Genomic DNA, 19476 nt, shown 5'->3' with positions numbered 1-19476 from the left:
ACCTTCGCCGGCGACGGCAACGCCTCGCGCGTCAACCAATCGTCCGGCGGCCTGTTCGTCGGCGGCGATGGCGCGGTCGGCGGCGGCTGGCGCCTGGGCGGCGCGGTCGGCTACACCGGCAGCCACAGCTCGCTCACCGATTCCGCCTCGCGCACCGACGTCGACAGCTACACCGCCTCGCTGTTCGGCGGCCGCAATTTCCAGGCCGGTCCCGGCCACATCCGCTTCATGGCCGGCGCCGCCTACACCTGGCACGACATCAACACCAAGCGCGACGTCGCGGCCGGCAGCCTGAACCAGCGCCTGGAGTCGTCCTACCGCGCCTCGTCGACGCAGCTGTTCAGCGAACTCGGCTACCACCTGCCGCTGAACGATGCCTACAGCATCGAACCCTATGCCGGCCTGGCCTGGAACCAGCTGCGCACGCGTGATTTCGAGGAATCGGGCGGATCGGCCGCCCTGCGCGGCAAGGGCCGCACCGACGACGTGACCAGCAGCACGCTGGGCGTGCGCGGCGCCTGGCAGTTCGAGTCCAGCGGCGCGCCGGGCCGCCTGACCGCCTCGCTGGGCTGGCGCCACGCCATGGGCGACGTCACGCCCAGCCAGCAACTGGCCTTCGACGGCGGCAGCACGTTCTCGGTGCGCGGCGTGCCGATCGCCAAGAACGCCGCGGTGGTCGGGCTGGGCGCCGAAATCGCGCTCGCCCGCAACACCACCGCCGGCGTCGCCTATGACGCGCAGTTCGGCGGCGGCAACCGCCAGCAGTCGGGCCTGCTCAAGCTGGCCGTGCGCTTCTAGGACAGCGCCGCAAGCACGCGGGCGTCGCGACCGCGGCGCCCGCCGCGCCGGGAACGCCCGCGCGCATTGCGCTACAGTGCGGGGGGCAGACGGAATCATCCGGGCATCCGGACCTCCGCCCTGCTCTCCCATGATCTCTTCGGTCTGGCGCGGCAACCGCGCCCGCGAGGCCGCGAACCCATGCACCCAGGAAAAGCACCGTAGTGAACGACACCCGCATGCCGGACGACGGCGACGCCGAATACCGCAAGGAACACCAAGCCACGCTGTGGCGCGATGATGGCTGGACCGCCCGCATCATCAAGAACGAAGACGACGACGGCTGGGCCGTCGAGATGACCCTGGACGGACAGGCCGAACCGGCCCTGGTGGGCCCATGGACCATGGGCCGCGACAAGAAGAACCCCAAGCCGCTCGACGCCCCCGCCTTCCACACCCTGGTCAAGACCGCCAACGAAGTCCTGCGCCGTCACGAGCAGCAATTGCACGCGACGCTGCACAAGAGCGTGAAGATCGACGCGGCCGCCGGCCGCCTGACCGTCAAGCTGGATATCGTTCCCGACGAAGACGAGCCCTATGCCGTGCTCAGCGCCTATGACGAATCCGGCGAACAGCTGGCCGAAATCCACGTGGCGCCCACCTACAGGCTGAGCGTGCAGCGGGCCTCGGAATGGGCCCGCGGCGGATTTGGGCGCGAGGGCTGACGCGCCGGCGGCCTGACCTTCGTCCCGCCATCACCCGTCCGCCCATCTCCCGGCCCCGATACAAGGGCCGGGAATGGCCGCAAACGCCGCTCAATGGCCCGTGCTGTCGCCCTGGCGGCTGGCCTCGAACAGGAACCAGGTGCGCCGCTCGGTCTCGTCGATCCAGTTCTCGATCAGGCTGGAGCTGGCGATGTCGCGATGCTCGTCGGTGACGTTGTGGGCTTCGCGCAGCGAGGCCGCCAGAGTCTTGTTGTCTTCGCGCAGCTCGGCCAGCATGTCCAGCGGCTGGACGTAATCGGCATCGTTGTCGGCGATGCGCTGCGAGCGCGAGATATGCCCGATCGACCGCAACGTGGTGCCGCCGATCTTGCGGATGCGTTCGGCGATGGGATCGGTCATGGCGAACAGCTGGTCGCCCTGCTCGTCCAGCAGCAGGTGGTAATCGCGAAAGTGCGGACCGCTGACGTGCCAGTGGAAATTCTTGGTCTTCAGGTACAGCGCGAACACATCGGCCAACACCTGGTTCAACACCGCGGAAATATCGCGGGTGGCGGCGGCGGCCAGATCGGTGGGGGTCGCCAGCGGGCGCTTGCGCAGCGTCTTCGCCGCCTTGGTGGTCTTCTCATTCAGTTTCTTGGCCATGAATCGCAGCTCCTGGAAATGATTCGGAAAACACGCGCGGCGCGATCGTTCACACCGCGACTTTCCAGGGTAATGCCGTGGGCGCGCTTTGGCAAAGGCCGCGCGCGGCTGGCGCCAGGCTGAATGCCACCGCCCCGACGGGCGTGACGCCGGCACTAGTCCGGCAGAACCTCGAACACCCTGCCCTGGCCGGAGAACAGCGCCACGCAAGCCTGGATGCGATCCGCGATCGAGCCCTGCGGCAGTGGCTGCGCCAGTCCCAGCGCCATCTGCCGCAGCGGTTCGGCGATGGTCATGGCCAGCAGCAGGCCGGCCGTGGCGCGCGGTTCCTTGATACGGATCAAGCCGCGCGCGGCGAGTTTCTCGAACCACCCGGCCAGCAGCGCGGTGCCGCGCTCGATGCCGTTTTCCTGGTAGACGGCCAGCAGCGCCGCGCGCGCCGGAAAGTCGGCGGTCAACAGCCGGAACATGCCCACCGCCTCGGCCGACAGCGCGCGGTCGGCGATCGCCTGCAGCACCCGCGCCAACGCCGGCAGCACGTCGGCGGCGCCGCCGACCTCCTGCGCCATGACCGGCACGAAGGTGTCGGTCCAGCCGCGCACCACCTGCGCCACCAGGTCCTCGCGGTTGGCGGCGAAACGATAGACGGTCTTCTTGGCCATGCCGGCGCGCCTGGCCACCGCCTCCAGCGTGGCCGCCGCATAGCCTTCGTTCAGCAGCAGCCAGGTGGCGGCCTCCAGCGCGGCCGCGCGCAGTTCGGCGTCGGGCCGGGCGGGACGGCCGCGCGGACGCGGCGGGGGGGGACGATGCCACGGTCGGGCGATGCTCCTGTGGTTGAGGTGCGATCTTACACGCTGCGATTATTTTGGAAACGAATAACGTTTCTTTATTGTAGAATCCGCTTTCCCCATTACCGGAAAGCGCCACGATGCCCCCCCTCTCACCCCGACATGGCGCATATCGCCGCCGACATGGACACCCTGCTCGACCCCGCGCCGCTACACCTCGAAACCGGCATCACGCGGCTGCCCGGCGGCGGCCTGGTGGTGGCCGCGCGCACCGACCTGCACGGCTGCAAGGGCCGCATGTTCGACTGGTGGTTCAAGTTCTTCCAGACCACCCAGCACATCAAGTGGTGGCATCCGCAGGACCACGTCGAGCATCGCGGCTGGGACGGCGCCTGGCGCCGCGGCGAAAACTACATCGGCGCCTCGATCCACGCGGTCGAATCGCTGGCCGACCTGCCGCCGGTGGCGGCCAGGCTGAAGTTCCATGCGCCCGCCGAAGCCTTCGACGCCGAGCGCCTGCGCGCGGCCCAGGACAAGCAGGACGTGTCGGCGGCCGTCTACGCCCGCATCGGCTTCGGCGACCACGTCCAGCTGGACGCGGACGGCGATCCGATGGACGGCCAGATGATCCACCTGACGCGCGACACGCCGTTCGGCTGCGTGCTGCGCAGCCGCTTCTACCTGGGGCTGTCGAGCGAGCGGCCGGAACAGGAGGTGCCGGACGCGCTCGGGCTGAACCTGCTGCGCCACTGCTATACGGAGTTCACCTTCCTGTCGCGCTTCCTGCCGTCGATCTATTACGGCGAGCATGCCAACGGCGAGGCGGCGCCCCTGCCCTGGTAGCGCCGCCGGGCCCCGGGCAACGGGGCCGGAGCCGGCCCGGCGGAAGGAGTATGCTACGGCGCTTCACACCGGCCACACTCCTGTCACATCGCTATGCGCGGCAACCCCGACGCCCGGCAAGGCGCTATCGCCCTGCATGGGTTCTACTTCCTGTACTACGGCTTGCAGGGCGTCAGCATCCCGTTCCTTCCCTTGTGGTTCGCCAGCCGCGGCCTCGATCCGGCGCTGATCGGCCTGATCGTGGCGACCTCGTTCCTGCCCAAGATCCTGTCGACGCCGGTGGTGGCGCACGTGGCCGACCAGCGCGGCGGCGTGCACGGGCTGATCTTCGCCGCGCTGGCCGCTTCGCTGGCGCTGTTCATCTGCTACCCGTTCAGCGCGGCGCCCGCCTGGCTGTTCGCCGTCACCCTGCTGCTGAACGCCGTGTTCCCGGCGGTGCTGCCGCTGCTGGACCGCATGGCCATCGCCAGCGGCCGCGGCCAGGGCAATTCCTACACCATCATCCGCGCCTGCGGCTCGCTCGGCTTCGCGCTGGTCACGGTGGCCGGCGGCTACCTCATCAAGACCTTCGACGCCGATTGGGTGATGTGGCTGTCGATCCTGCTGATCGTCGCCTGCCTGGCCTGCGTGCGCCTGTTGCCGCAGGCCGCCCGCCCGAGCGCCGAGGAGGCGCCGGCCGAGCGCGTGCGGCTGCCGATGCGCGAGATCCTGCGCGACCGGCCGCTGCTGCTGTGCATCGGCGCCGCCTCGCTGGTGCAGGCCAGCAACGGCTTCCTGTATTCGTATTCCACGCTCTACTGGACCGACCGCGGCCTGTCGACGGCGCTGATATCGATGCTGTGGGCGGTGGGCGTGGCCAGCGAGGTGCTGTTCTTCTTCCTCGCGCCCAAGGTGCTGGCGCGGATCGGCGCCCAATGGCTGATCCTGGTTTCGGCCGCCATGACGGCGCTGCGCTGGGCCGGCCTGTCGGCCACCACCGACCCGGCCTGGATCGCGGCGCTGCAGGTGCTGCAATGCTTCACGCTGGCCGGCAACAATGCCGCCATCATGTGGTACATCGCGCGCCGCGTGCCGGCGGCCTGCAAGACCTCGGCCATCGCCCTCTATGCGCTGTTGTCGGGCGGCGTGTTCATGTTCGGCAGCATCCAGCTGGGCGGCGCGCTGTATCGCGGCTACGCGCCGGGCGGCTTCCTGGTGATGGCGCTGTGCGCGGCCTGCGCCATTCCGCTGGTGCTGGCCGCCGAGAAACGGGCGCGCCGGGACGCGCCGGCCAAAAACTCCTAGCGCGCGGACGCATCCGCGGGACGGCTCACGCCTTGCGCGCCATGGCCAGCGCCCGCACCAGCGTCTCGAACACGCGCGGATCGGTGGACTGGGCCACGTTGAAGCGCAGGCAGTCGCCCGCGCTCAGCGACACGCTGAAGGCGTTGCCCGGCGCCAGCACCACGCCGTCGCGCAGGCAGGCGCGCGCCACCGTCGCGGCGTCGATGCCGGCCGGCAGCCGGCACCACAGGAACATGCCCGCCTTCGGCTGGAGCCACGGCACGATGCCGAGCGCCCGCAGGCGCGCGGTGGCGTTGTCGCGCTCCTCGGCCAGCCGCTGCCGCACCCACTCCATGTGCTTGCGGTAGCCGCTGTCGGTCAGGGTGCGGAACACCACGTCGGCCGCCAGCCGTCCGCCGCCGAACGTGGTGGCGATCTTCAGGTCGGCCAGGCTGTCGATCCAGTCGGCCCGCGCCGCGATGAAGCCGCAGCGCAGCGAGGCCGACACGGTCTTGGAGAAGCTGCCGATCTTGATGACGCGCGACAGGCCGTCGAAAGCGGCCAGACGCGGCGCCGGCGCATGTTCGAAGTCGGCGAAGATGTCGTCTTCCACGATCACCAGCCCCGCGCCGTCGGCGGCCTTGAGCAGCCGATGCGCCACCAGTGGCGACAGCGTGGCGCCGGTGGGGTTGTGGATGCCCGAATTGGTGATGTACAGGCGCGGCGCGTGCTCGCGCAGCGCCGCCTCGAAACGCGCCACGTCGGGCCCGTTCGGCGTGTATGGCACGCTGACCACGCGGGCGCGGTGCGCCTTGAGCAAGGCGTGGAAATTGAAATAGCAGGGATCGTCGACCAGCACCGTATCGCCCGGCTCCAGCAGGAACCGGCAGATCAGGTCGATCGCCTGGGTGCCGGACTCGGTCAGCATGAGCTGCTCGGGCGCCGTCTCGATGCCGGCGGCGGCCAGGCGCCGCGACAGCACCTGGCGCAGCCCGGGATGGCCGAGCGGCGTGGCGTATTCGGTCAGCGCCACCGAATCGGCCTTGGCCAGCGCGCGCAAGGCGCGGCGGATACCCGGCTCGTACATCCAGTCGGCCGGCAGCCAGCCGCAGCCGGGCCGCAGCGCGTCGGGCGCGGCCTCCAGCGACTGGCGCGAGACCCGCAGCGGATCGATCTCGCGGTCCAGCTTGGGGCCGATCTCGGTCAGCGCGAGCGGCGCCACCGGGCCGGCGACGTAGAAGCCCGAACCCGGCCGCGACGTGATGCTGCCTTCCGCCGCCAGCCGCTCATAGGCCTCCACCACCGTCGACACCGACAAGCCCATCGCGCCGGCCTGCGCCCGCACCGACGGCAGGCGCGCGCCCGGCGAATACGCGCGCGATGCGATGCGCGACCGCACCTGCGCCATGACCGCCTCGATCCGGGTGCCGCCTGATGTCATTTCGCCTCCATCCGTACTGGACTGTTTTGCATAACAGTTATTTTAAATTGTACTGGACTGTCTCTGGGGAATCCGGCGCCCGGATGATTCACTGAACGCTTTGCGCGGAGCAGTGGATGGACAAGGCGACAAGCGACTGGATCAATGGTTTCATCGGCGTGGCGATCTTCGCCGGCTCCCTGCCGGCGACCCGGGTGGCGGTGGCGCAACTCGATCCCATTTTCCTGACCGGCGCCCGCGCCACCATCGCCGCCCTGCTGGGCTGGGCCCTGCTGCGGCTGCTGCGCCAGCCGCGCCCGCGGCGCGCGGACCTGCCCGCGCTGGCGCTGACGGCCATCGGCGTGGTGCTGGGCTTTCCGCTGCTGACCGCGCTGGCGCTGCAGCACGTCACCTCGGCGCACTCGATCGTATTCCTCGGCCTGCTGCCGCTGTCCACCGCCATCTTCGCGGTGCTGCGCGGCGGCGAACGGCCGAAGCCGGCCTTCTGGCTGTTCTCGGTGGCGGGCGCGGCCTTCGTGGTGGGCTACGCGCTGACGGGCGGCCTGGACGTGTCGCTCAAGGGCGACCTGCTGATGCTGGCGGCCATCGTGGTCTGCGGCATGGGCTACGCCGAAGGCGCCAAGCTGTCGCGCACGCTGGGCGGCTGGCAGGTCATCAGCTGGGCGCTGGTGCTGTCGCTGCCGGTGATGCTGCCGCTGACGCTGCTCACCTGGCCGCCCTCGTTCGCGCAGGTCACCCCGGCCGGCTGGATCGGCCTGGCCTATGTGTCGCTGTTCAGCATGCTGATCGGCTTCGTGTTCTGGTACCGCGGCCTGGCCCAGGGCGGCATCGCGGCGGTGGGCCAGTTGCAGCTGTTCCAGCCCTTCATGGGCCTGGGCCTGGCGGCGCTGCTGCTGCACGAGCAGGTCAGCTGGGGCATGCTGCTGGTGACGCTGGCCGCCGTGATCTGCGTGGCCGGGGCCAAGAAGCACGCCCGCTGAGCGCGCATCGCGCCAGGCCAGGCGGGGCGCGGTGCGCCGCGCTCAGTCCTTGGCGGGCGCCAGCGCCTTGAGGCCGACGATGCCCGAAATGATCAGGACGAAACACATCAGCCGCAGGAAACTGCGGTCCTCGCCCAGGAACAGCGAGCCATACACGGCAGTGCCGACCGCGCCGATCCCGACCCACACGGCATAGGCCGTGCCGACCGGGATGGTGCGCGTCGCCAGCGACAGCAGGTACATACTGATGCCGATGAACAGGATGCAGAACAGGCTGGGGCCGAGCCGGGTGAAACCGTCGGTCCTGGGCATCGCGGCGGCGTAGAACACCTCCGCCACCCCCGCCAGCGCCAGATAGATCCATCCCATGCCGTTCCCCTTTTTATTGCGACGCACCAAAAAGCGGAATATACCGTAAGGCATGGCCGCGGCTGGCCAGAAAAAAGGCGCCGGACAAAGCCGGCGCCTGTTGCGTTGCGGTCAACGGACCCTCGGGTTCCGTCAGCAGCAGCCGATGCGTTTCTTGCCGCCGTAGCGGGCGTCCTGCCGCTCGCGGAAGAAGTCCTCGTAGCTCATCGGCTCCTGGTCGGGATGGGTGCGCCGCATGTGCTCGACGTAGGTTTCATAGTCGGGCACGCCGACCATCAGCCTGAGCGTCTGGCCCAGGTAGCGGCCGGCGGCGCCGGCCGCCGAAGTCATGTTGGAAAACAGCATGGCGGCGCCTCCTTGCGTCAGTCCGCGCCCGCGGCGACGGGGGCCGGCAGGGTTTCGTAGGGCGTTTCGCGCGCGGTCGGCTGGTTCTCGGCGCGGGCGCGCTGCACCGAACGGATGCCGAACACCACGATGCTGACCACCACGAACATGAAGATCGCGCACAGGCCGGCGTTGATGTAGTCGTTCAGCACCACGCGCGACATTTCCGCCAGCGACTTGGCCGGGGCCAGCACCTTGCCTTCGGCGATGGCGGCGTTGTACTTGGCCGCGTGCGACAGGAAGCTGACCTTGGGGTCGGCATGGAACAGCTTCTGCCAGCCGGCGGTCAGGGTGCACGCCAGCAGCCACAGCGTGGGCAGCACGGTGACCCAGGCGTAGCGGTCGCGCTTCATCTTGAACAGCACCACGGTGCCCAGCGTCAGCGCGATCGCGGCCAGCATCTGGTTGGCGATGCCGAACAGCGGCCACAGCGTGTTGATGCCGCCCAGCGGATCGACCACGCCCTGGTACAGGAAGTAGCCCCAGGCCGCCACGCACAGACCGGTGGCGATCAGGTTGGCGGGCAGCGACTCGGTGCGCTTGAGCGACGGAGCGAAGGTGCCCAGCAGGTCCTGCAGCATGAAGCGGCCCGCGCGGGTGCCGGCGTCCACGGCCGTCAGGATGAACAGCGCCTCGAACAGGATGGCGAAGTGGTACCAGAACGCCATCATGCTGGGGCCGCCGATGGCCTGGTGCAGGATATGCGCCATGCCCACGGCCAGCGTCGGCGCGCCGCCGGCGCGCGAGATGATGGTGCTCTCGCCGACGTCCTTGGCGGTCTGCACCAGGTCGGCCGGGGTGATCACGAAGCCCCAGCTGGACACCACCTGGGCGACCTGGTCGGGCGTGGTGCCGATGACGGCCGCCGGGCTGTTCATGGCGTAGTAGATGCCCGGCTCGATCACGCAAGCGGCCACCAGCGCCATGATGGCGACGAACGATTCCATCAGCATGCCGCCGTAACCGATGTAGCGGGCCTGGGTTTCGTTCTCGATCAGCTTGGGCGTGGTGCCCGACGAGATCAGGGCATGGAAGCCCGACACCGCGCCGCAGGCGATGGTGATGAACAGGAACGGGAACAGGTTGCCCGACCACACCGGACCGGAGCCGTCCACGAACTGCGTCAGCGCCGGCATTTTCAGCTCGGGCGCGACCACCACGATGCCGATGGCCAGGCCGACGATGGTGCCGATCTTCAGGAAGGTCGACAGGTAGTCGCGCGGGGCCAGCAGCAGCCACACGGGCAGCACCGAGGCGATGAAGCCGTAGACGATCAGGATCCAGGTCAGGCCCTTGCCGTCGAAGTCGAACATCGGGCCGATGACCGGATGCGCGGCCACGTCCTGGCCGAAGGTGATGGCGGCCATCAGGCCGACGAAGCCGATGATGGACACTTCGCCGATCTTGCCCGGGCGGATGTAGCGCAGGTACACGCCCATGAAGAGCGCGATGGGGATGGTGGCGGCCACCGTGAAGGTGCCCCACGGCGAGTGCGTCAGGGCCTTGACCACGATCAGCGCCAGCACCGCCAGGATGATGACCATGATCATGAAGGCGCCGAACAGCGCGATCACGCCCGGGATCTTGCCCAGCTCGGACTTGACCAGGTCGCCCAGCGAACGGCCGTCGCGGCGCGTCGAGATGAAGAGGATGGTGAAGTCCTGCACGGCGCCGGCGAACACCACGCCGGCCAGGATCCACAGCATGCCGGGCAGGTAGCCCATCTGCGCGGCCAGCACCGGGCCGACCAGGGGGCCGGCGCCGGCGATGGCGGCGAAGTGGTGGCCGAACAGCGCGTGCTTGTTGGTCGGGACGTAGTCCAGGCCGTCGTTGTGCTTCCAGGCCGGCGTCATGCGCGTCGGATCAAGGCGGAACACCTTGTTGGCGATGAAGCGGCTGTAATAGCGGTATGCGATCAAGTACACGCAGACGGCGGCAATCACCACCCATAGCGCATTGATGGTCTCCCCTCTGGCCAGCGCCACGGTGCCGAGCGCGAACGCGCCCAATACCGCAACCGCCAGCCAGACCAGGTGCTGACCCAGTCCCTTACTGCTGGTATGCATAAGTGCTCCTCTTGCCTCCCGCCATGCTTTTGGCGTGCAACGCTTTTTTCGTCCCGCGGGTGGGCAGACTCATTGTTGTAGGGTGGCGGACGCGAACGTCCACGCGGCGTCCGGTCGACGCGGGCGTTAGTATTTCGGTTTGACCTGGACGCAACAAGCGCGGAACTACGCAATCGCGCTACGTGGTACTACGGAAAGCGCCGCAGCATATTTGCGCCGCGATCGTAAAATCGGCGGCACACCCGCCCGTCCGGCGTGGCCCGATACCCTTGATGCACCGCAACACGCGCCTCCCGCGCTGATACAAATCCCCTGATGAAGCTGCGCCTGAAAATCCTGCTGCTGGCCGCCGTCCCCCTGCTGGTGGCGCTGGCGGCCATCGCCGTGGCCGTCTACGTGCAGGGCCTGCAACTGGCCCAGCGCGAAAAGGAAGTGGTGGAAAGCGCCTGGCTCGGCAGCAAGGAAAGCGAGCTGCGCCACTACGTCAGCCTGGCCTACAGCGCCATCGCCCCGCTGCAGGACGCCAGCGACGGCGACGCCGCCCGCGAGCGCGCGCTGGCGCTGCTGGCGCAGATGGAGTTCGGCCACGACGGCTATTTCTTCGTCTACGACCTGCACGGCAAGAACCTGATGCACCCGCGCCAGCCGGAACTGGTCGGCCAGGACCTCTGGAGCCTGCGCGACACCCGCGGCCAGCCGGTGATCCAGAACCTGCTGACGGCGGCCCGCCGCGGCGGCAGCCAGGGCGAGGCGGTGCACTACCTGTGGGAAAAGCCCTCGACCCACCAGACGGTGGAGAAGCTCGGCTACGTGGTGGTGCTGGAACGCTGGGGCTGGATGCTGGGCACCGGCATCTACCTGGACGACGTCGAGCAGACCCTGGCGCACATCGACGCCGCCGCCCAGTCCAACATCCGCGACATGTTCGCCTGGGTCGCCGGCATCGCGGCGGTCTCGATCCTGGGGGTGGCGGCCTGCGGCCTGGCGCTCAATATCAGCGACCACCGCCAGTCCGACGCCAAGCTGCGGCTGATGGCGCAGCAGCTGGTGCGCTCGCAGGAAGACGAACGGGCCCGCCTGTCGCGCGAACTGCACGACGGCATCAGCCAGGTGCTGGTGTCGATCAAGCTGGCGCTGGAGGCCGCGCGCGAGCGATTGCGCCAGGCCCTGGGGGCCGAGCCGCGCGCGCTGGCGCACATCGACACGCCGCTGGGCGGCGCGCTCGACCGCCTCAACACCGCCGTGGGCGAGGTGCGCCGCATCTCGCACAACCTGCGCCCCACCCTGCTGGACGACCTGGGCCTGCCGGCCGCGCTCGAACACCTGGGCCGCGAATTCGCCGGCGCCAGCCAGCACGGCGCGGCCCCGCTGGCCGTGCGCCTGTCGACCCAGGGCCGGCCGGTGAAGCTGCCCGACGCCTACGCCACCGCGCTGTTCCGCGTCACCCAGGAAGCCCTGACCAACGTCGTGCGCCACGCCGGCGCCCGCCGCGCCGACCTGACGCTGGCCTACACCGAACGCGACCTGCGCCTGACCATCCACGACGACGGCCGCGGGTTCGACTACGCCGAGGTGCAGCAGGACCCGCGCCGCGGCATCGGCCTGCGCAACATGCGCGAACGCATGACGGCGCTGTCCGGCAGCCTCAGTTTCCATACCTCCGACCAGGGCACCACCCTGCAGGCCTGGCTGCCCTTGCCGCCGCCCTCTTCAGACGCCTCCGACGCCTCCCGCCCCGCATGACCGACCCTAGCTCCCCCATCCGACTGCTGCTGATCGACGACCACCCGCTGGTGCGCGACGGCCTGCGCCTGCGCCTGGAGACCGTGCCCCACCTGCAGGTGGTGGGCGAGGCCGGCAACGCCGCCGCCGCCCTGGCCTTCCTGCAGGCCTGCCTGGCCGAGGACCCGCAGGGCGGCGCCCTGCCGCACCTGGCGCTGATGGACCTGAACATGCCCGGCGTCGGCGGCCTGGAACTGACCGCGCAGCTGCACGAACGCTATCCGCAGATCGCCGTGCTGGTGCTGTCGATGCACGACAACGCCGAATACATGGTGCAGGCGGTGCGCGCCGGCGCCCGCGGCTACCTGCTGAAAGACGAACCGGCCCAGGAGATCCTGGCCGCCATCGACGCGGTCATGACCGGCCGCACCTATTTCAGCGCCGCCGTGTCGCTGCGCCTGTCGCAGGCCAGCGCGCCGGCCACCCTGCTGACCCAGCGCGAGCGCGACGTGCTGCGCCACATCGCCAGCGGCCACGCCAACAAGCAGATCGCCCAGGCGCTGGGCCTGTCGGTGCGCACGGTCGAAACCCACCGCCTGAACATCAAGCGCAAGCTGGGCATCGACGGCCAGGCCGAACTGATCAAGTACGCGGTCGAAAACCGCGGCGTATAACCCCTCTGGCGGTCGGGCCTCCCCGGTGCGGGGCGTGCCCGCGCTGGGGTAGACTTGCGTGTTCATCGCCGTTGCCGGCGCGCAGCCCCAGGAGTCCCCATGTCATTGGAAAATCACTACACCGCCATTCTCGAAGCCCTGGGGGAAGATCCGTCCCGCGAAGGCCTGGCCGACACGCCGGCGCGCGCGGCCAAGGCCATGCGCCACCTGTGCCGCGGCTACACCCAGGACCTGGATGAAATCGTCAATGGCGCGCTGTTCACCTCCGACACGCGCGAGATCGTGCTGGTCAAGAACATCGAGCTGTATTCGCTCTGTGAGCACCACATGCTGCCCTTCATCGGCAAGGCGCATGTGGCCTACCTGCCCAACGGCAAGGTGCTAGGCCTGTCCAAGGTGGCCCGCATCGTCGAGATGTACGCCCGCCGCCTGCAGATCCAGGAAAACCTCAGCCGCCAGGTGGCCGAGGCGGTGCAGTCGGTCACCGGCGCCGCCGGCGTGGCCGTGGTCATCGAGGCCCAGCACATGTGCATGATGATGCGCGGCGTCGAAAAGCAGAATTCGTCCATGGTCACCTCCGTGATGCTGGGCGAGTTCCACGACAACCCGTCGACCCGCGCCGAGTTCCTCAGCCTGATCCGCTGAACCGCCGATACGCGCCTCGCCCCGCCCGGGCCACTGGAGACCCGGCCGGCGGCCTTGGCGCGACAATGAAGCGCTAGCGCCGCTCGCCCCGCACGACCATCCAGATGCCGCATCCCGACACCGCGGTGCCCAGCAGCATCAGCCACGACAGCGGCTCGTCGAACATGGCCCAGGCCCACAACAGGGTGACCGCCGGGCTCAGGTACAGCACGCTGGCGACCCGGGTGGGCGACGAACGTCGCAGGCAGATCCAGTACAGGCCGTAGCCGCCCAGCGTGGACAGCGCCGCCGTCCACAGCACGCTGAGTGCGAACCCCGCGCTGGGAACCGGCAGCAAGCTACCTTCCCTGCCCGCCAGCGCGGCGAAGGCCGCCGCCGAGATGGCGCATTGCAACCACAGATTGGACAGCAGCCCCATGGACGCGGGGGAATCGGCCCGCTTCTGCCACAGGGTCGCCAGCGCCAGCGACAGCATGCCCAGCAGCGGCAGGCCGTAGGTCCATAGCGGCGTCTCGCCCCATGCCAGGGCATCGCGCGTGACCAGGATCACGCCCAGCAATCCCAGCATCAACCCCAGCCAGACCCGCCTGTGCAGGCGCTGGCCAAGCAGGCCCGCGCCAAGCAGCGCCGTGCCGATCGGCAGGAGGTCGGCGATCAGTGCCGCCAACCCCGCGGGCACGCCGTACTCGATGCCCTTGGCGACGCCCGCCAGGTAACCCGCCATCGCCAGCAGGCCGATGCCGCCATGGCGCAGCAACAGCGCCGGCGGCGTGCGTCGCAACTCGCCTGTCACCCAGGGCAGCAGCGCCAGCGCCACCACCACGCAGCGCCAGAACACGACCAGGAAGGCCGGGGCGTGGTCGATGGAAAAGCGCGTGCCGACGAACCCGGAACTCCAGGTCACGACCAGCGCGGCCTCCAGCGCCAGCAGCGGCACAGCGGCCGGCGTGGCTGGCCGCGCCACGGTTGGCGCGGCGGCGGTGGCGTTGCGGGGATCCCCGCAGGACGTGGCAAGGTGGGTCATCGGCGGCTTCCTCATGACCTTGACCTTAAGGCCGCGCCATAATCAAATAAATCAAAATATATTTGCCATCTTGTTCACATAATCGAAACCATGAGCCGATCATTGGATATCGACCTGCTGCGCACTTTCCATGCCGTGGCCCGGTTGGGACAGTTCCGCGCCGCCGCCGAACATGTCCACCGCAGTCCGGCGGCGGTCAGCGTCCACATCCAGCGGCTGGAGGCCGTGGTCGGCGGCCGGCTGCTTGAGCGCGACAACCAATCGGTGACGCTGACGCCCTTGGGCCAGCGCGTCCTCGGCGGCACGGCCGAGCTGCTGCGCGTGCACGACCGGGTGCTGGGCGGCATCCAGGGGAAGGCGCTTGCCGGGCGCATCAAGCTGGGCCTGCCCGACGAGTACGCGGCCCACGTCATCCGTGACGTCCTGCCGCTGTTCGCCGCGGACTGGCCGGACGTCGTGCTGGAAGTGACGACAGCGCCCAGCCTGGCATTGCGTGACCAGGTCGGCCGCGGCCGCCTGCATCTGGCGCTGGCGGCGCAAGCGATGGCCCGGCGGCCGGACGCGCAGTCCCTGGCCTCGACCACGCCGGTCTGGGTGGGTGGCGCCGGGCTGCAAGCGCCATTGCCCGATCCCGTGCCACTGGCCCTGCACGCGGCGCACTGCCCCTACCGGGAGGCGATGACGACCGCCCTGGATCGCGCAGGCCTGGCCTGGCGGGTGGTCTTGAGCAGTCCGTCGAGCCAGGCGGTCGAAGCCTGCGTCGAGTCGGGCCTGGCCGTCAGCCTGATCGATCGCTCGCGGGTGACGAACGCAATGCGGGTGCTGGCTGCGCTGCCCGCCATTGCCGCGCATGAGATCGTCCTGCTGCGCGCGACCTCGGCGCAGACCGACCCGGCCGCCGACCTGCTGGAGCAAACCATCCGGCGGCATTTCAGGCTCTAGCGCGACGCGCCGGATTGCCGATGACGGCGGAACCTGTCGGCCAGGGCCTGCCCGGCCCACCCCGCTCCGCCAAAAGACTTAGGACGCCTGGACCGCCCTTCGCGCGGGGATGGCCACGTCCGCCCCAAGGTGGGGCCTTCTTGGCTCCTATCGAATACGGCATCTGGCCCTAGCGCTGTGGCCCCATCCGGGCAAACTGGCACCACAGGCCGCACCGGCACAAGCCGGTCGCGTCGGGGCGCGGCCCATTCCCTACCGGAGCTCACCATGAACGCGTTATACCGCCTCATCCGCCGCAGCATCCTGGCCGGCCTGGCCGCCGCCCTGCTGGCCGCCCCCGCCTACGCCCAGACCCGCCTGACCGTGGGCTACCAGCTCATTGTCGGCCCCTTCCTGGCCGCCATCGCCGACGGCAGCTTCGACGCCGCCCTGAAAGAGGCCGGCTACCAGGTCGACTGGCGCCAGTTCACCTCGGGCGGCGACATCTCGACCGCGCTGGCCTCGGGCAACGTGCCGGTCGGCGTGCTCGGCTCGACCGGCATCACCTCCGCGGCCACCCGCGGCGTCGACCTGGAACTGTTCTGGATCCTGGACAACATCGGCAAATCGGAAGCGCTGGTGGCGCGCAACGGCTCCGGCATCAACAGCACCGCCGACCTGAAGGGCAAGCGCGTCGCCACGCCGTTCGTATCGACCTCGCACTTCCACCTGCTGGTCGGCCTGGAGCAGGTCTGGAAGATCAACCCGCGCGACGTGCGCATCCTGAACATGCAGCCGCCGCAGATCGTCGCCGCCTGGCAGCGCGGCGACATCGACGCCGCCTACGTCTGGCCGCCCGCCCTGACCGAGATCGAGAAGAGCGGCAAGGTCATCGCCGATTCGGAAGCCATCGGCCACGCCAGCGTGCCGACCTTCGACGGCCTGGTGGCGGACCGCGCCTGGGCCGCCAAGAACCCGAAGTTCATGGCCGCCTTCACCGGCGTGCTGGCCAAGTCGTATGCGGCCTATCGCGCCAACCCCGCCGCCTGGACCGCCGATTCGGCCCAGGTCAAGAGTATCGTCAAGCTGATCGGCGGCAAGCCGGATGACGTGGCCGAGGCGCTCAAGCTGCTGACCTTCCCCACCGCGCAGGAACAGGCCTCGGCCCAGTGGCTGGGCGGCGGCAAGGACTCGGGCGCGGCGCGCGCCTTCGCCGCCAGCGCCAAGTTCCTCAAGGACCAGAAGCAGATCGACAAGGCGCTGGGCGACTACAGCGCCCACGTCACCGACCAGTACGCCAAAGCGGCCGCCAAATAGCCGCGGCGATGCGCCGGGCGCGCCGCAAGCCGCGCCCGCTCCCGGCGCCCGCCTGGCCGCGGGCGCCGCACCATGCAAGGGGACCTCGCATGACCTCACCCGCCACGCCCGCCGCGCAGGCCCTGCGCGCGGACCACGTCAGCGTCACCTATCCCGGGCTGCACGACAGCGGGCCGGTGATCGCGCTGCAGGACGTCAACCTGACCATCGAACCCGGCGAATTCGTCGTCGCGCTGGGCGCCTCGGGCTGCGGCAAGACCACCTTGCTGAGCCTGCTGGCCGGCTTCCTCTCGCCGACCGACGGCGAGATCACGCTCGGCGGGCGGCCCATCACCGGCCCCGGCGCCGATCGCGGCGTGGTGTTCCAGAAGCACGCGCTGCTGCCCTGGCTGAACGTGCTGGAGAACACCGAATTCGGCCTCAAGCTGCAAGGCGTGGACAAGGAGACGCGCCGCGCCCGCGCCCGCCGCAACCTGGAGCTAGTGGGACTGAAGGACTTCCACCGCCACATGATCTACCAGCTGTCCGGCGGCATGCAGCAGCGCGTGGGCATCGCCCGCGCCCTGACCTGCGATCCGGCCATGCTGCTGATGGACGAGCCGATGGCCGCGCTGGACGCGCTGACGCGCGAGACCATCCAGGAGCTGCTGCTGGATATCTGGCGCCAGACCGGCAAGATGTTCTTCTTCATCACCCATAGCGTGGAAGAGGCGTTGTTCCTGGGGTCGCGGCTGATCGTCATGTCGCCGCGCCCCGGACGCATCACCCACACCTTCCAGCCGGACTTCAACCGGCGCTACCTGGAGACGCGCGATGGACGCGGCATCAAATCAAGTCCCGACTTCATCGCCATGCGCGAACAAGTCCTCGGCATCATCTACGGCGACGAACTCGCCGCCTCCGACGCGCAGGCCGTCCATGCCTAGCGGGCTGGGCGGCCGTCGGCCCGCGGCGCCGGGCAAGGTCTACGGCGCGCCCGGGGCCGGCTACAGCGGCCACATCAGCCTGCTGACCAGCATCGCGCTGCTGGCGCTGTGGTTCCTGGCCACCAATGCCGGCTGGGTCAAGCCGCTGTTCCTGCCGTCGCCGCAGGCGGTGTACGGCAAGTTCGTGTCCGCCATGACCGACGGCGTGGCCAACTCGACCCTGGCCGAGCACGCCCTGGCCAGCCTGACGCGGGTGTTCTCGGCCTTCTTCCTGGCCTGCGCCACCGCGATCCCGGTCGGCATCCTGATGGGGGTGAACCGCTACGCCCGCGGCATCTTCGATCCGCCGATCGAGTTCTACCGCCCGCTGCCGCCGCTGGCCTACCTGCCGCTCATCATCATCTGGTTCGGCATCGGCGAATTCCCCAAGATCCTGCTGATCTACCTGGCCATCTTCGCGCCGATGGCGATCGCCGCGCGCGCCGGCGTGCGCTCGGTGTCGATCGAGCAGATCCACGCGGCCTACGCCATGGGCGGCACCCGCACGCAGATCGTCTGGCACGTGATCCTGAAGGCCGCCATGCCCGAGATCTTCACCGGCATGCGCATCGGCATCGGCGTCGGCTGGACCACCCTGGTCGCCGCCGAAATGGTGGCGGCGGACCGCGGCCTGGGCTTCATGGTGCTGAGCGCGGCGCAGTTCCTGGCCAGCGACACGGTCATCATGGGCATCATCGTGATCGGGGTGTTCGCCTTCGCCTTCGATCTGCTGGTGCGGTATCTGGAGAAGTTCGCGATTCCGTGGAAGGGGCGGATTTGAACGTCAGCCTGTGCGGGCCAATCCGAGGCGGACCAAAAGCTCACTGTGCGTCCCGCAGCCGCGCTTTCCTGCGTTATGTTGATGTCCAAGATGATGCGGTGCATCACGCCCCCATGGGCCATGTGTCGGCCCCGACGGATCGCCGATGCGCCGCATCCCAAGGAGATGACAGCATGACCAGAATGCCCCCTTCGGAAACCGGAAAACGACTAGCCCCACCTGCTGGCTACGAAGGTATTCACGACGGCATCGTCGAACTGCTTGATGCCGCACGGCAGGCGGCCGCACGCAACGTCAATGCCCTGATGACGGCCAGCTACTGGGATGTCGGCCGCCGCATTGTCGAGGCGGAGCAGAAAGGCAGACAACGCGCGGGCTACGGCGACCAGTTGATCGAACGACTGTCCACCGACCTGAGCGTCCGGTTCGGCAGAGGATTCGGCGTCAATAACCTGGAGAACATGCGGCGCTTCTTCCTGACCTACCCCCAGCCCTCAATTTCCCAGAATAGGTGGTTCTTTCTGTCTGTGTGCTTGAACCCGCGCCCCACTGCATATAGCCTACGAAATCATGAAGACGCGACTAGTCGTTTGCTTAGAGGCCCTTCTGCCTGCCGACGAAAGAGACGCCTTTTGGTGGACGGACATCAAGGAAAAGCGTGGAGAACTTCGGGCGTACTGCGTGACCCCCCAAGAACACTCGGCGCGAATTGACGCACTCATTGATGAGGCCGAGCAAAGGGTTCTATCTCTGCAATCTGCAAGAGCAGACTAGCGACTCGCTACGTATCGATCGACTAGCAAGAGAGGGGTGTACGAGCTTCAAGCTTAAGCAGATGGAGTGAATGCTCATGCGGAACATCACCTGACCGACTCCGACCGAGCACACTCCAACCCCACTAGTGCGCATCTAGCGTTCGCACGCATGGTATACGGGTAGATACTCTAGGCCCCACGCACCATCTGGCAGCCTGCCCTCACAGGATGCCCCCCACCCAAGCAGAAGACATAGTCGCTGCTTCATCACCCCATATCCAAGCAATGTGCCACGACACCACTCGTGCACGAAGCCCCCCCCCCATCCCCGTGACCTGCTCCCCGTGGTTAGTACGAAATCGATGTAGAGTCCGTTCACAAAGGAACGGCAATG

At 68.7% G+C, this 19476-nt stretch carries 19 protein-coding genes and 1 pseudogene; 13 read left to right on the top strand and 7 right to left on the bottom strand.

The window, feature by feature from the left end; translation table 11 throughout:
- Both AOZ49_RS09825 and AOZ49_RS09820 read left to right on the top strand, forming a co-directional pair.
- Positions 1-798: autotransporter outer membrane beta-barrel domain-containing protein (locus tag AOZ49_RS09825; RefSeq protein WP_156355626.1), on the top strand; the 798-nt coding region annotated here is incomplete at its 5' end.
- A 203-nt stretch (positions 799-1001) separates the two neighbouring features.
- Positions 1002-1502, top strand: a complete 501-nt coding sequence (locus AOZ49_RS09820) for a hypothetical protein (RefSeq protein ID WP_082380379.1) — start codon at positions 1002-1004, stop codon at positions 1500-1502.
- A gap of 90 nt (positions 1503-1592) precedes the next feature.
- On the opposite strand, the gene AOZ49_RS09815 is transcribed toward AOZ49_RS09820, so the two are convergent.
- Both AOZ49_RS09815 and AOZ49_RS09810 read right to left on the bottom strand, forming a co-directional pair.
- Complete coding sequence (locus AOZ49_RS09815) at positions 1593-2144, bottom strand: Dps family protein (protein WP_006395275.1); 552 nt, start codon at positions 2142-2144, stop codon at positions 1593-1595.
- A 155-nt stretch (positions 2145-2299) separates the two neighbouring features.
- Entirely contained in the window at positions 2300-2968 is a 669-nt protein-coding gene (locus AOZ49_RS09810; protein WP_054475002.1) for a TetR/AcrR family transcriptional regulator, read from the bottom strand.
- 126 nt (positions 2969-3094) lie between these two features.
- On the opposite strand from AOZ49_RS09810, the gene AOZ49_RS09805 reads away from it, so the two are divergent.
- Together AOZ49_RS09805 and AOZ49_RS09800 are read left to right on the top strand one after the other, a co-directional pair.
- Positions 3095-3775: a DAPG hydrolase family protein gene (locus AOZ49_RS09805; RefSeq protein ID WP_054475000.1), complete on the top strand. Its 681-nt coding sequence runs from the start codon at positions 3095-3097 to the stop codon at positions 3773-3775.
- 93 nt (positions 3776-3868) lie between these two features.
- Complete coding sequence (locus AOZ49_RS09800) at positions 3869-5059, top strand: MFS transporter (protein ID WP_054474998.1); 1191 nt, start codon at positions 3869-3871, stop codon at positions 5057-5059.
- 25 nt (positions 5060-5084) lie between these two features.
- On the opposite strand, the gene AOZ49_RS09795 is transcribed toward AOZ49_RS09800, so the two are convergent.
- Positions 5085-6479, bottom strand: a complete 1395-nt coding sequence (locus tag AOZ49_RS09795; RefSeq protein ID WP_054474996.1) for an aminotransferase-like domain-containing protein — start codon at positions 6477-6479, stop codon at positions 5085-5087.
- Positions 6480-6595: 116 nt separating this feature from the next.
- Here AOZ49_RS09795 and AOZ49_RS09790 point away from each other — a divergent pair, with 116 nt between their 5' ends.
- A complete protein-coding gene (locus tag AOZ49_RS09790) occupies positions 6596-7459 on the top strand; it encodes a DMT family transporter (RefSeq protein ID WP_054474993.1) in 864 nt (287 codons plus the stop codon).
- A gap of 42 nt (positions 7460-7501) precedes the next feature.
- Here the strand turns inward: AOZ49_RS09790 and AOZ49_RS09785 are convergent, their stop codons facing one another.
- The 3 genes from AOZ49_RS09785 to AOZ49_RS09775 all read right to left on the bottom strand — a co-directional run bounded on the left by AOZ49_RS09785 (position 7502) and on the right by AOZ49_RS09775 (position 10278).
- Positions 7502-7828, bottom strand: coding sequence for a DMT family transporter (locus AOZ49_RS09785; RefSeq protein WP_054430634.1), 327 nt, complete (start codon positions 7826-7828; stop codon positions 7502-7504).
- Between the two features lie 132 nt (positions 7829-7960).
- Complete coding sequence (locus AOZ49_RS09780) at positions 7961-8173, bottom strand: YbdD/YjiX family protein (protein WP_085943770.1); 213 nt, start codon at positions 8171-8173, stop codon at positions 7961-7963.
- Between the two features lie 17 nt (positions 8174-8190).
- Positions 8191-10278 carry a carbon starvation CstA family protein gene (locus AOZ49_RS09775; RefSeq protein WP_054474991.1) on the bottom strand — a complete coding sequence of 696 codons (2088 nt, stop codon included), beginning with the start codon at positions 10276-10278 and terminating at the stop codon, positions 8191-8193.
- A 315-nt stretch (positions 10279-10593) separates the two neighbouring features.
- Here AOZ49_RS09775 and AOZ49_RS09770 point away from each other — a divergent pair, with 315 nt between their 5' ends.
- The 3 genes from AOZ49_RS09770 to folE all read left to right on the top strand — a co-directional run bounded on the left by AOZ49_RS09770 (position 10594) and on the right by folE (position 13319).
- On the top strand, positions 10594-12021 hold the full coding sequence (locus tag AOZ49_RS09770; RefSeq protein WP_054430636.1) for a cache domain-containing protein: 1428 nt from the start codon (positions 10594-10596) through the stop codon (positions 12019-12021).
- On the top strand, positions 12018-12674 hold the full coding sequence (locus AOZ49_RS09765) for a response regulator (protein ID WP_054430637.1): 657 nt from the start codon (positions 12018-12020) through the stop codon (positions 12672-12674). The genes AOZ49_RS09770 and AOZ49_RS09765 overlap by 4 nt, the downstream gene beginning before the upstream one ends.
- Positions 12675-12773: 99 nt before the next feature.
- Positions 12774-13319, top strand: coding sequence for a GTP cyclohydrolase I FolE (folE, locus tag AOZ49_RS09760; protein ID WP_006395285.1), 546 nt, complete (start codon positions 12774-12776; stop codon positions 13317-13319).
- A gap of 73 nt (positions 13320-13392) precedes the next feature.
- Here the strand turns inward: folE and AOZ49_RS09755 are convergent, their stop codons facing one another.
- Entirely contained in the window at positions 13393-14343 is a 951-nt protein-coding gene (locus tag AOZ49_RS09755) for a DMT family transporter (protein ID WP_054474989.1), read from the bottom strand.
- A 102-nt stretch (positions 14344-14445) separates the two neighbouring features.
- Here AOZ49_RS09755 and AOZ49_RS09750 point away from each other — a divergent pair, with 102 nt between their 5' ends.
- The 5 genes and pseudogenes from AOZ49_RS09750 to AOZ49_RS31685 all read left to right on the top strand — a co-directional run.
- Positions 14446-15285 (top strand): LysR family transcriptional regulator, encoded by an 840-nt coding sequence (locus AOZ49_RS09750; protein ID WP_306670201.1) that lies wholly within the window; start codon positions 14446-14448, stop codon positions 15283-15285.
- Between the two features lie 267 nt (positions 15286-15552).
- Positions 15553-16581, top strand: a complete 1029-nt coding sequence (tauA, locus tag AOZ49_RS09745; protein WP_054430640.1) for a taurine ABC transporter substrate-binding protein — start codon at positions 15553-15555, stop codon at positions 16579-16581.
- A gap of 89 nt (positions 16582-16670) precedes the next feature.
- Positions 16671-17507: a taurine ABC transporter ATP-binding protein gene (locus AOZ49_RS09740; protein WP_054430641.1), complete on the top strand. Its 837-nt coding sequence runs from the start codon at positions 16671-16673 to the stop codon at positions 17505-17507.
- A complete protein-coding gene (locus tag AOZ49_RS09735; protein ID WP_054474987.1) occupies positions 17500-18327 on the top strand; it encodes an ABC transporter permease subunit in 828 nt (275 codons plus the stop codon). The genes AOZ49_RS09740 and AOZ49_RS09735 overlap by 8 nt, the downstream gene beginning before the upstream one ends.
- Before the next feature lie 173 nt (positions 18328-18500).
- A pseudogene (locus AOZ49_RS31685) lies at positions 18501-18833 on the top strand (DUF1016 N-terminal domain-containing protein); the annotation flags it as partial.
- Between the last annotated feature and the right edge of the window lie 643 nt (positions 18834-19476).

It is taken from the genome of Achromobacter sp. 2789STDY5608615 (assembly GCF_001298995.1).
Lineage (GTDB): Bacteria > Pseudomonadota > Gammaproteobacteria > Burkholderiales > Burkholderiaceae_B > Achromobacter > Achromobacter insuavis.
The sequence above is the reverse complement of the archived record's forward strand: the minus strand, read 5'-3'. Positions and strand labels throughout refer to the sequence as shown.

What these genes read in the sequence shown, in the direction of transcription:
- AOZ49_RS09770 (WP_054430636.1), top strand. Translation starts at nt 10,594, where the DNA reads ATGAAGCTGCGCCTGAAAATCCTGCTGCTGGCCGCCGTCCCCCTGCTG.
- AOZ49_RS09805 (WP_054475000.1), top strand. Translation starts at nt 3,095, where the DNA reads ATGGCGCATATCGCCGCCGACATGGACACCCTGCTCGACCCCGCGCCG.
- folE (WP_006395285.1), top strand. Translation starts at nt 12,774, where the DNA reads ATGTCATTGGAAAATCACTACACCGCCATTCTCGAAGCCCTGGGGGAA.
- AOZ49_RS09800 (WP_054474998.1), top strand. Translation starts at nt 3,869, where the DNA reads ATGCGCGGCAACCCCGACGCCCGGCAAGGCGCTATCGCCCTGCATGGG.
- AOZ49_RS09775 (WP_054474991.1), bottom strand. Translation starts at nt 10,278, where the DNA reads ATGCATACCAGCAGTAAGGGACTGGGTCAGCACCTGGTCTGGCTGGCG.
- AOZ49_RS09765 (WP_054430637.1), top strand. Translation starts at nt 12,018, where the DNA reads ATGACCGACCCTAGCTCCCCCATCCGACTGCTGCTGATCGACGACCAC.
- tauA (WP_054430640.1), top strand. Translation starts at nt 15,553, where the DNA reads ATGAACGCGTTATACCGCCTCATCCGCCGCAGCATCCTGGCCGGCCTG.
- AOZ49_RS09790 (WP_054474993.1), top strand. Translation starts at nt 6,596, where the DNA reads ATGGACAAGGCGACAAGCGACTGGATCAATGGTTTCATCGGCGTGGCG.
- AOZ49_RS09795 (WP_054474996.1), bottom strand. Translation starts at nt 6,479, where the DNA reads ATGACATCAGGCGGCACCCGGATCGAGGCGGTCATGGCGCAGGTGCGG.
- AOZ49_RS09740 (WP_054430641.1), top strand. Translation starts at nt 16,671, where the DNA reads ATGACCTCACCCGCCACGCCCGCCGCGCAGGCCCTGCGCGCGGACCAC.
- AOZ49_RS09780 (WP_085943770.1), bottom strand. Translation starts at nt 8,173, where the DNA reads ATGCTGTTTTCCAACATGACTTCGGCGGCCGGCGCCGCCGGCCGCTAC.
- AOZ49_RS09815 (WP_006395275.1), bottom strand. Translation starts at nt 2,144, where the DNA reads ATGGCCAAGAAACTGAATGAGAAGACCACCAAGGCGGCGAAGACGCTG.
- AOZ49_RS09735 (WP_054474987.1), top strand. Translation starts at nt 17,500, where the DNA reads ATGCCTAGCGGGCTGGGCGGCCGTCGGCCCGCGGCGCCGGGCAAGGTC.
- AOZ49_RS09785 (WP_054430634.1), bottom strand. Translation starts at nt 7,828, where the DNA reads ATGGGATGGATCTATCTGGCGCTGGCGGGGGTGGCGGAGGTGTTCTAC.
- AOZ49_RS09755 (WP_054474989.1), bottom strand. Translation starts at nt 14,343, where the DNA reads ATGACCCACCTTGCCACGTCCTGCGGGGATCCCCGCAACGCCACCGCC.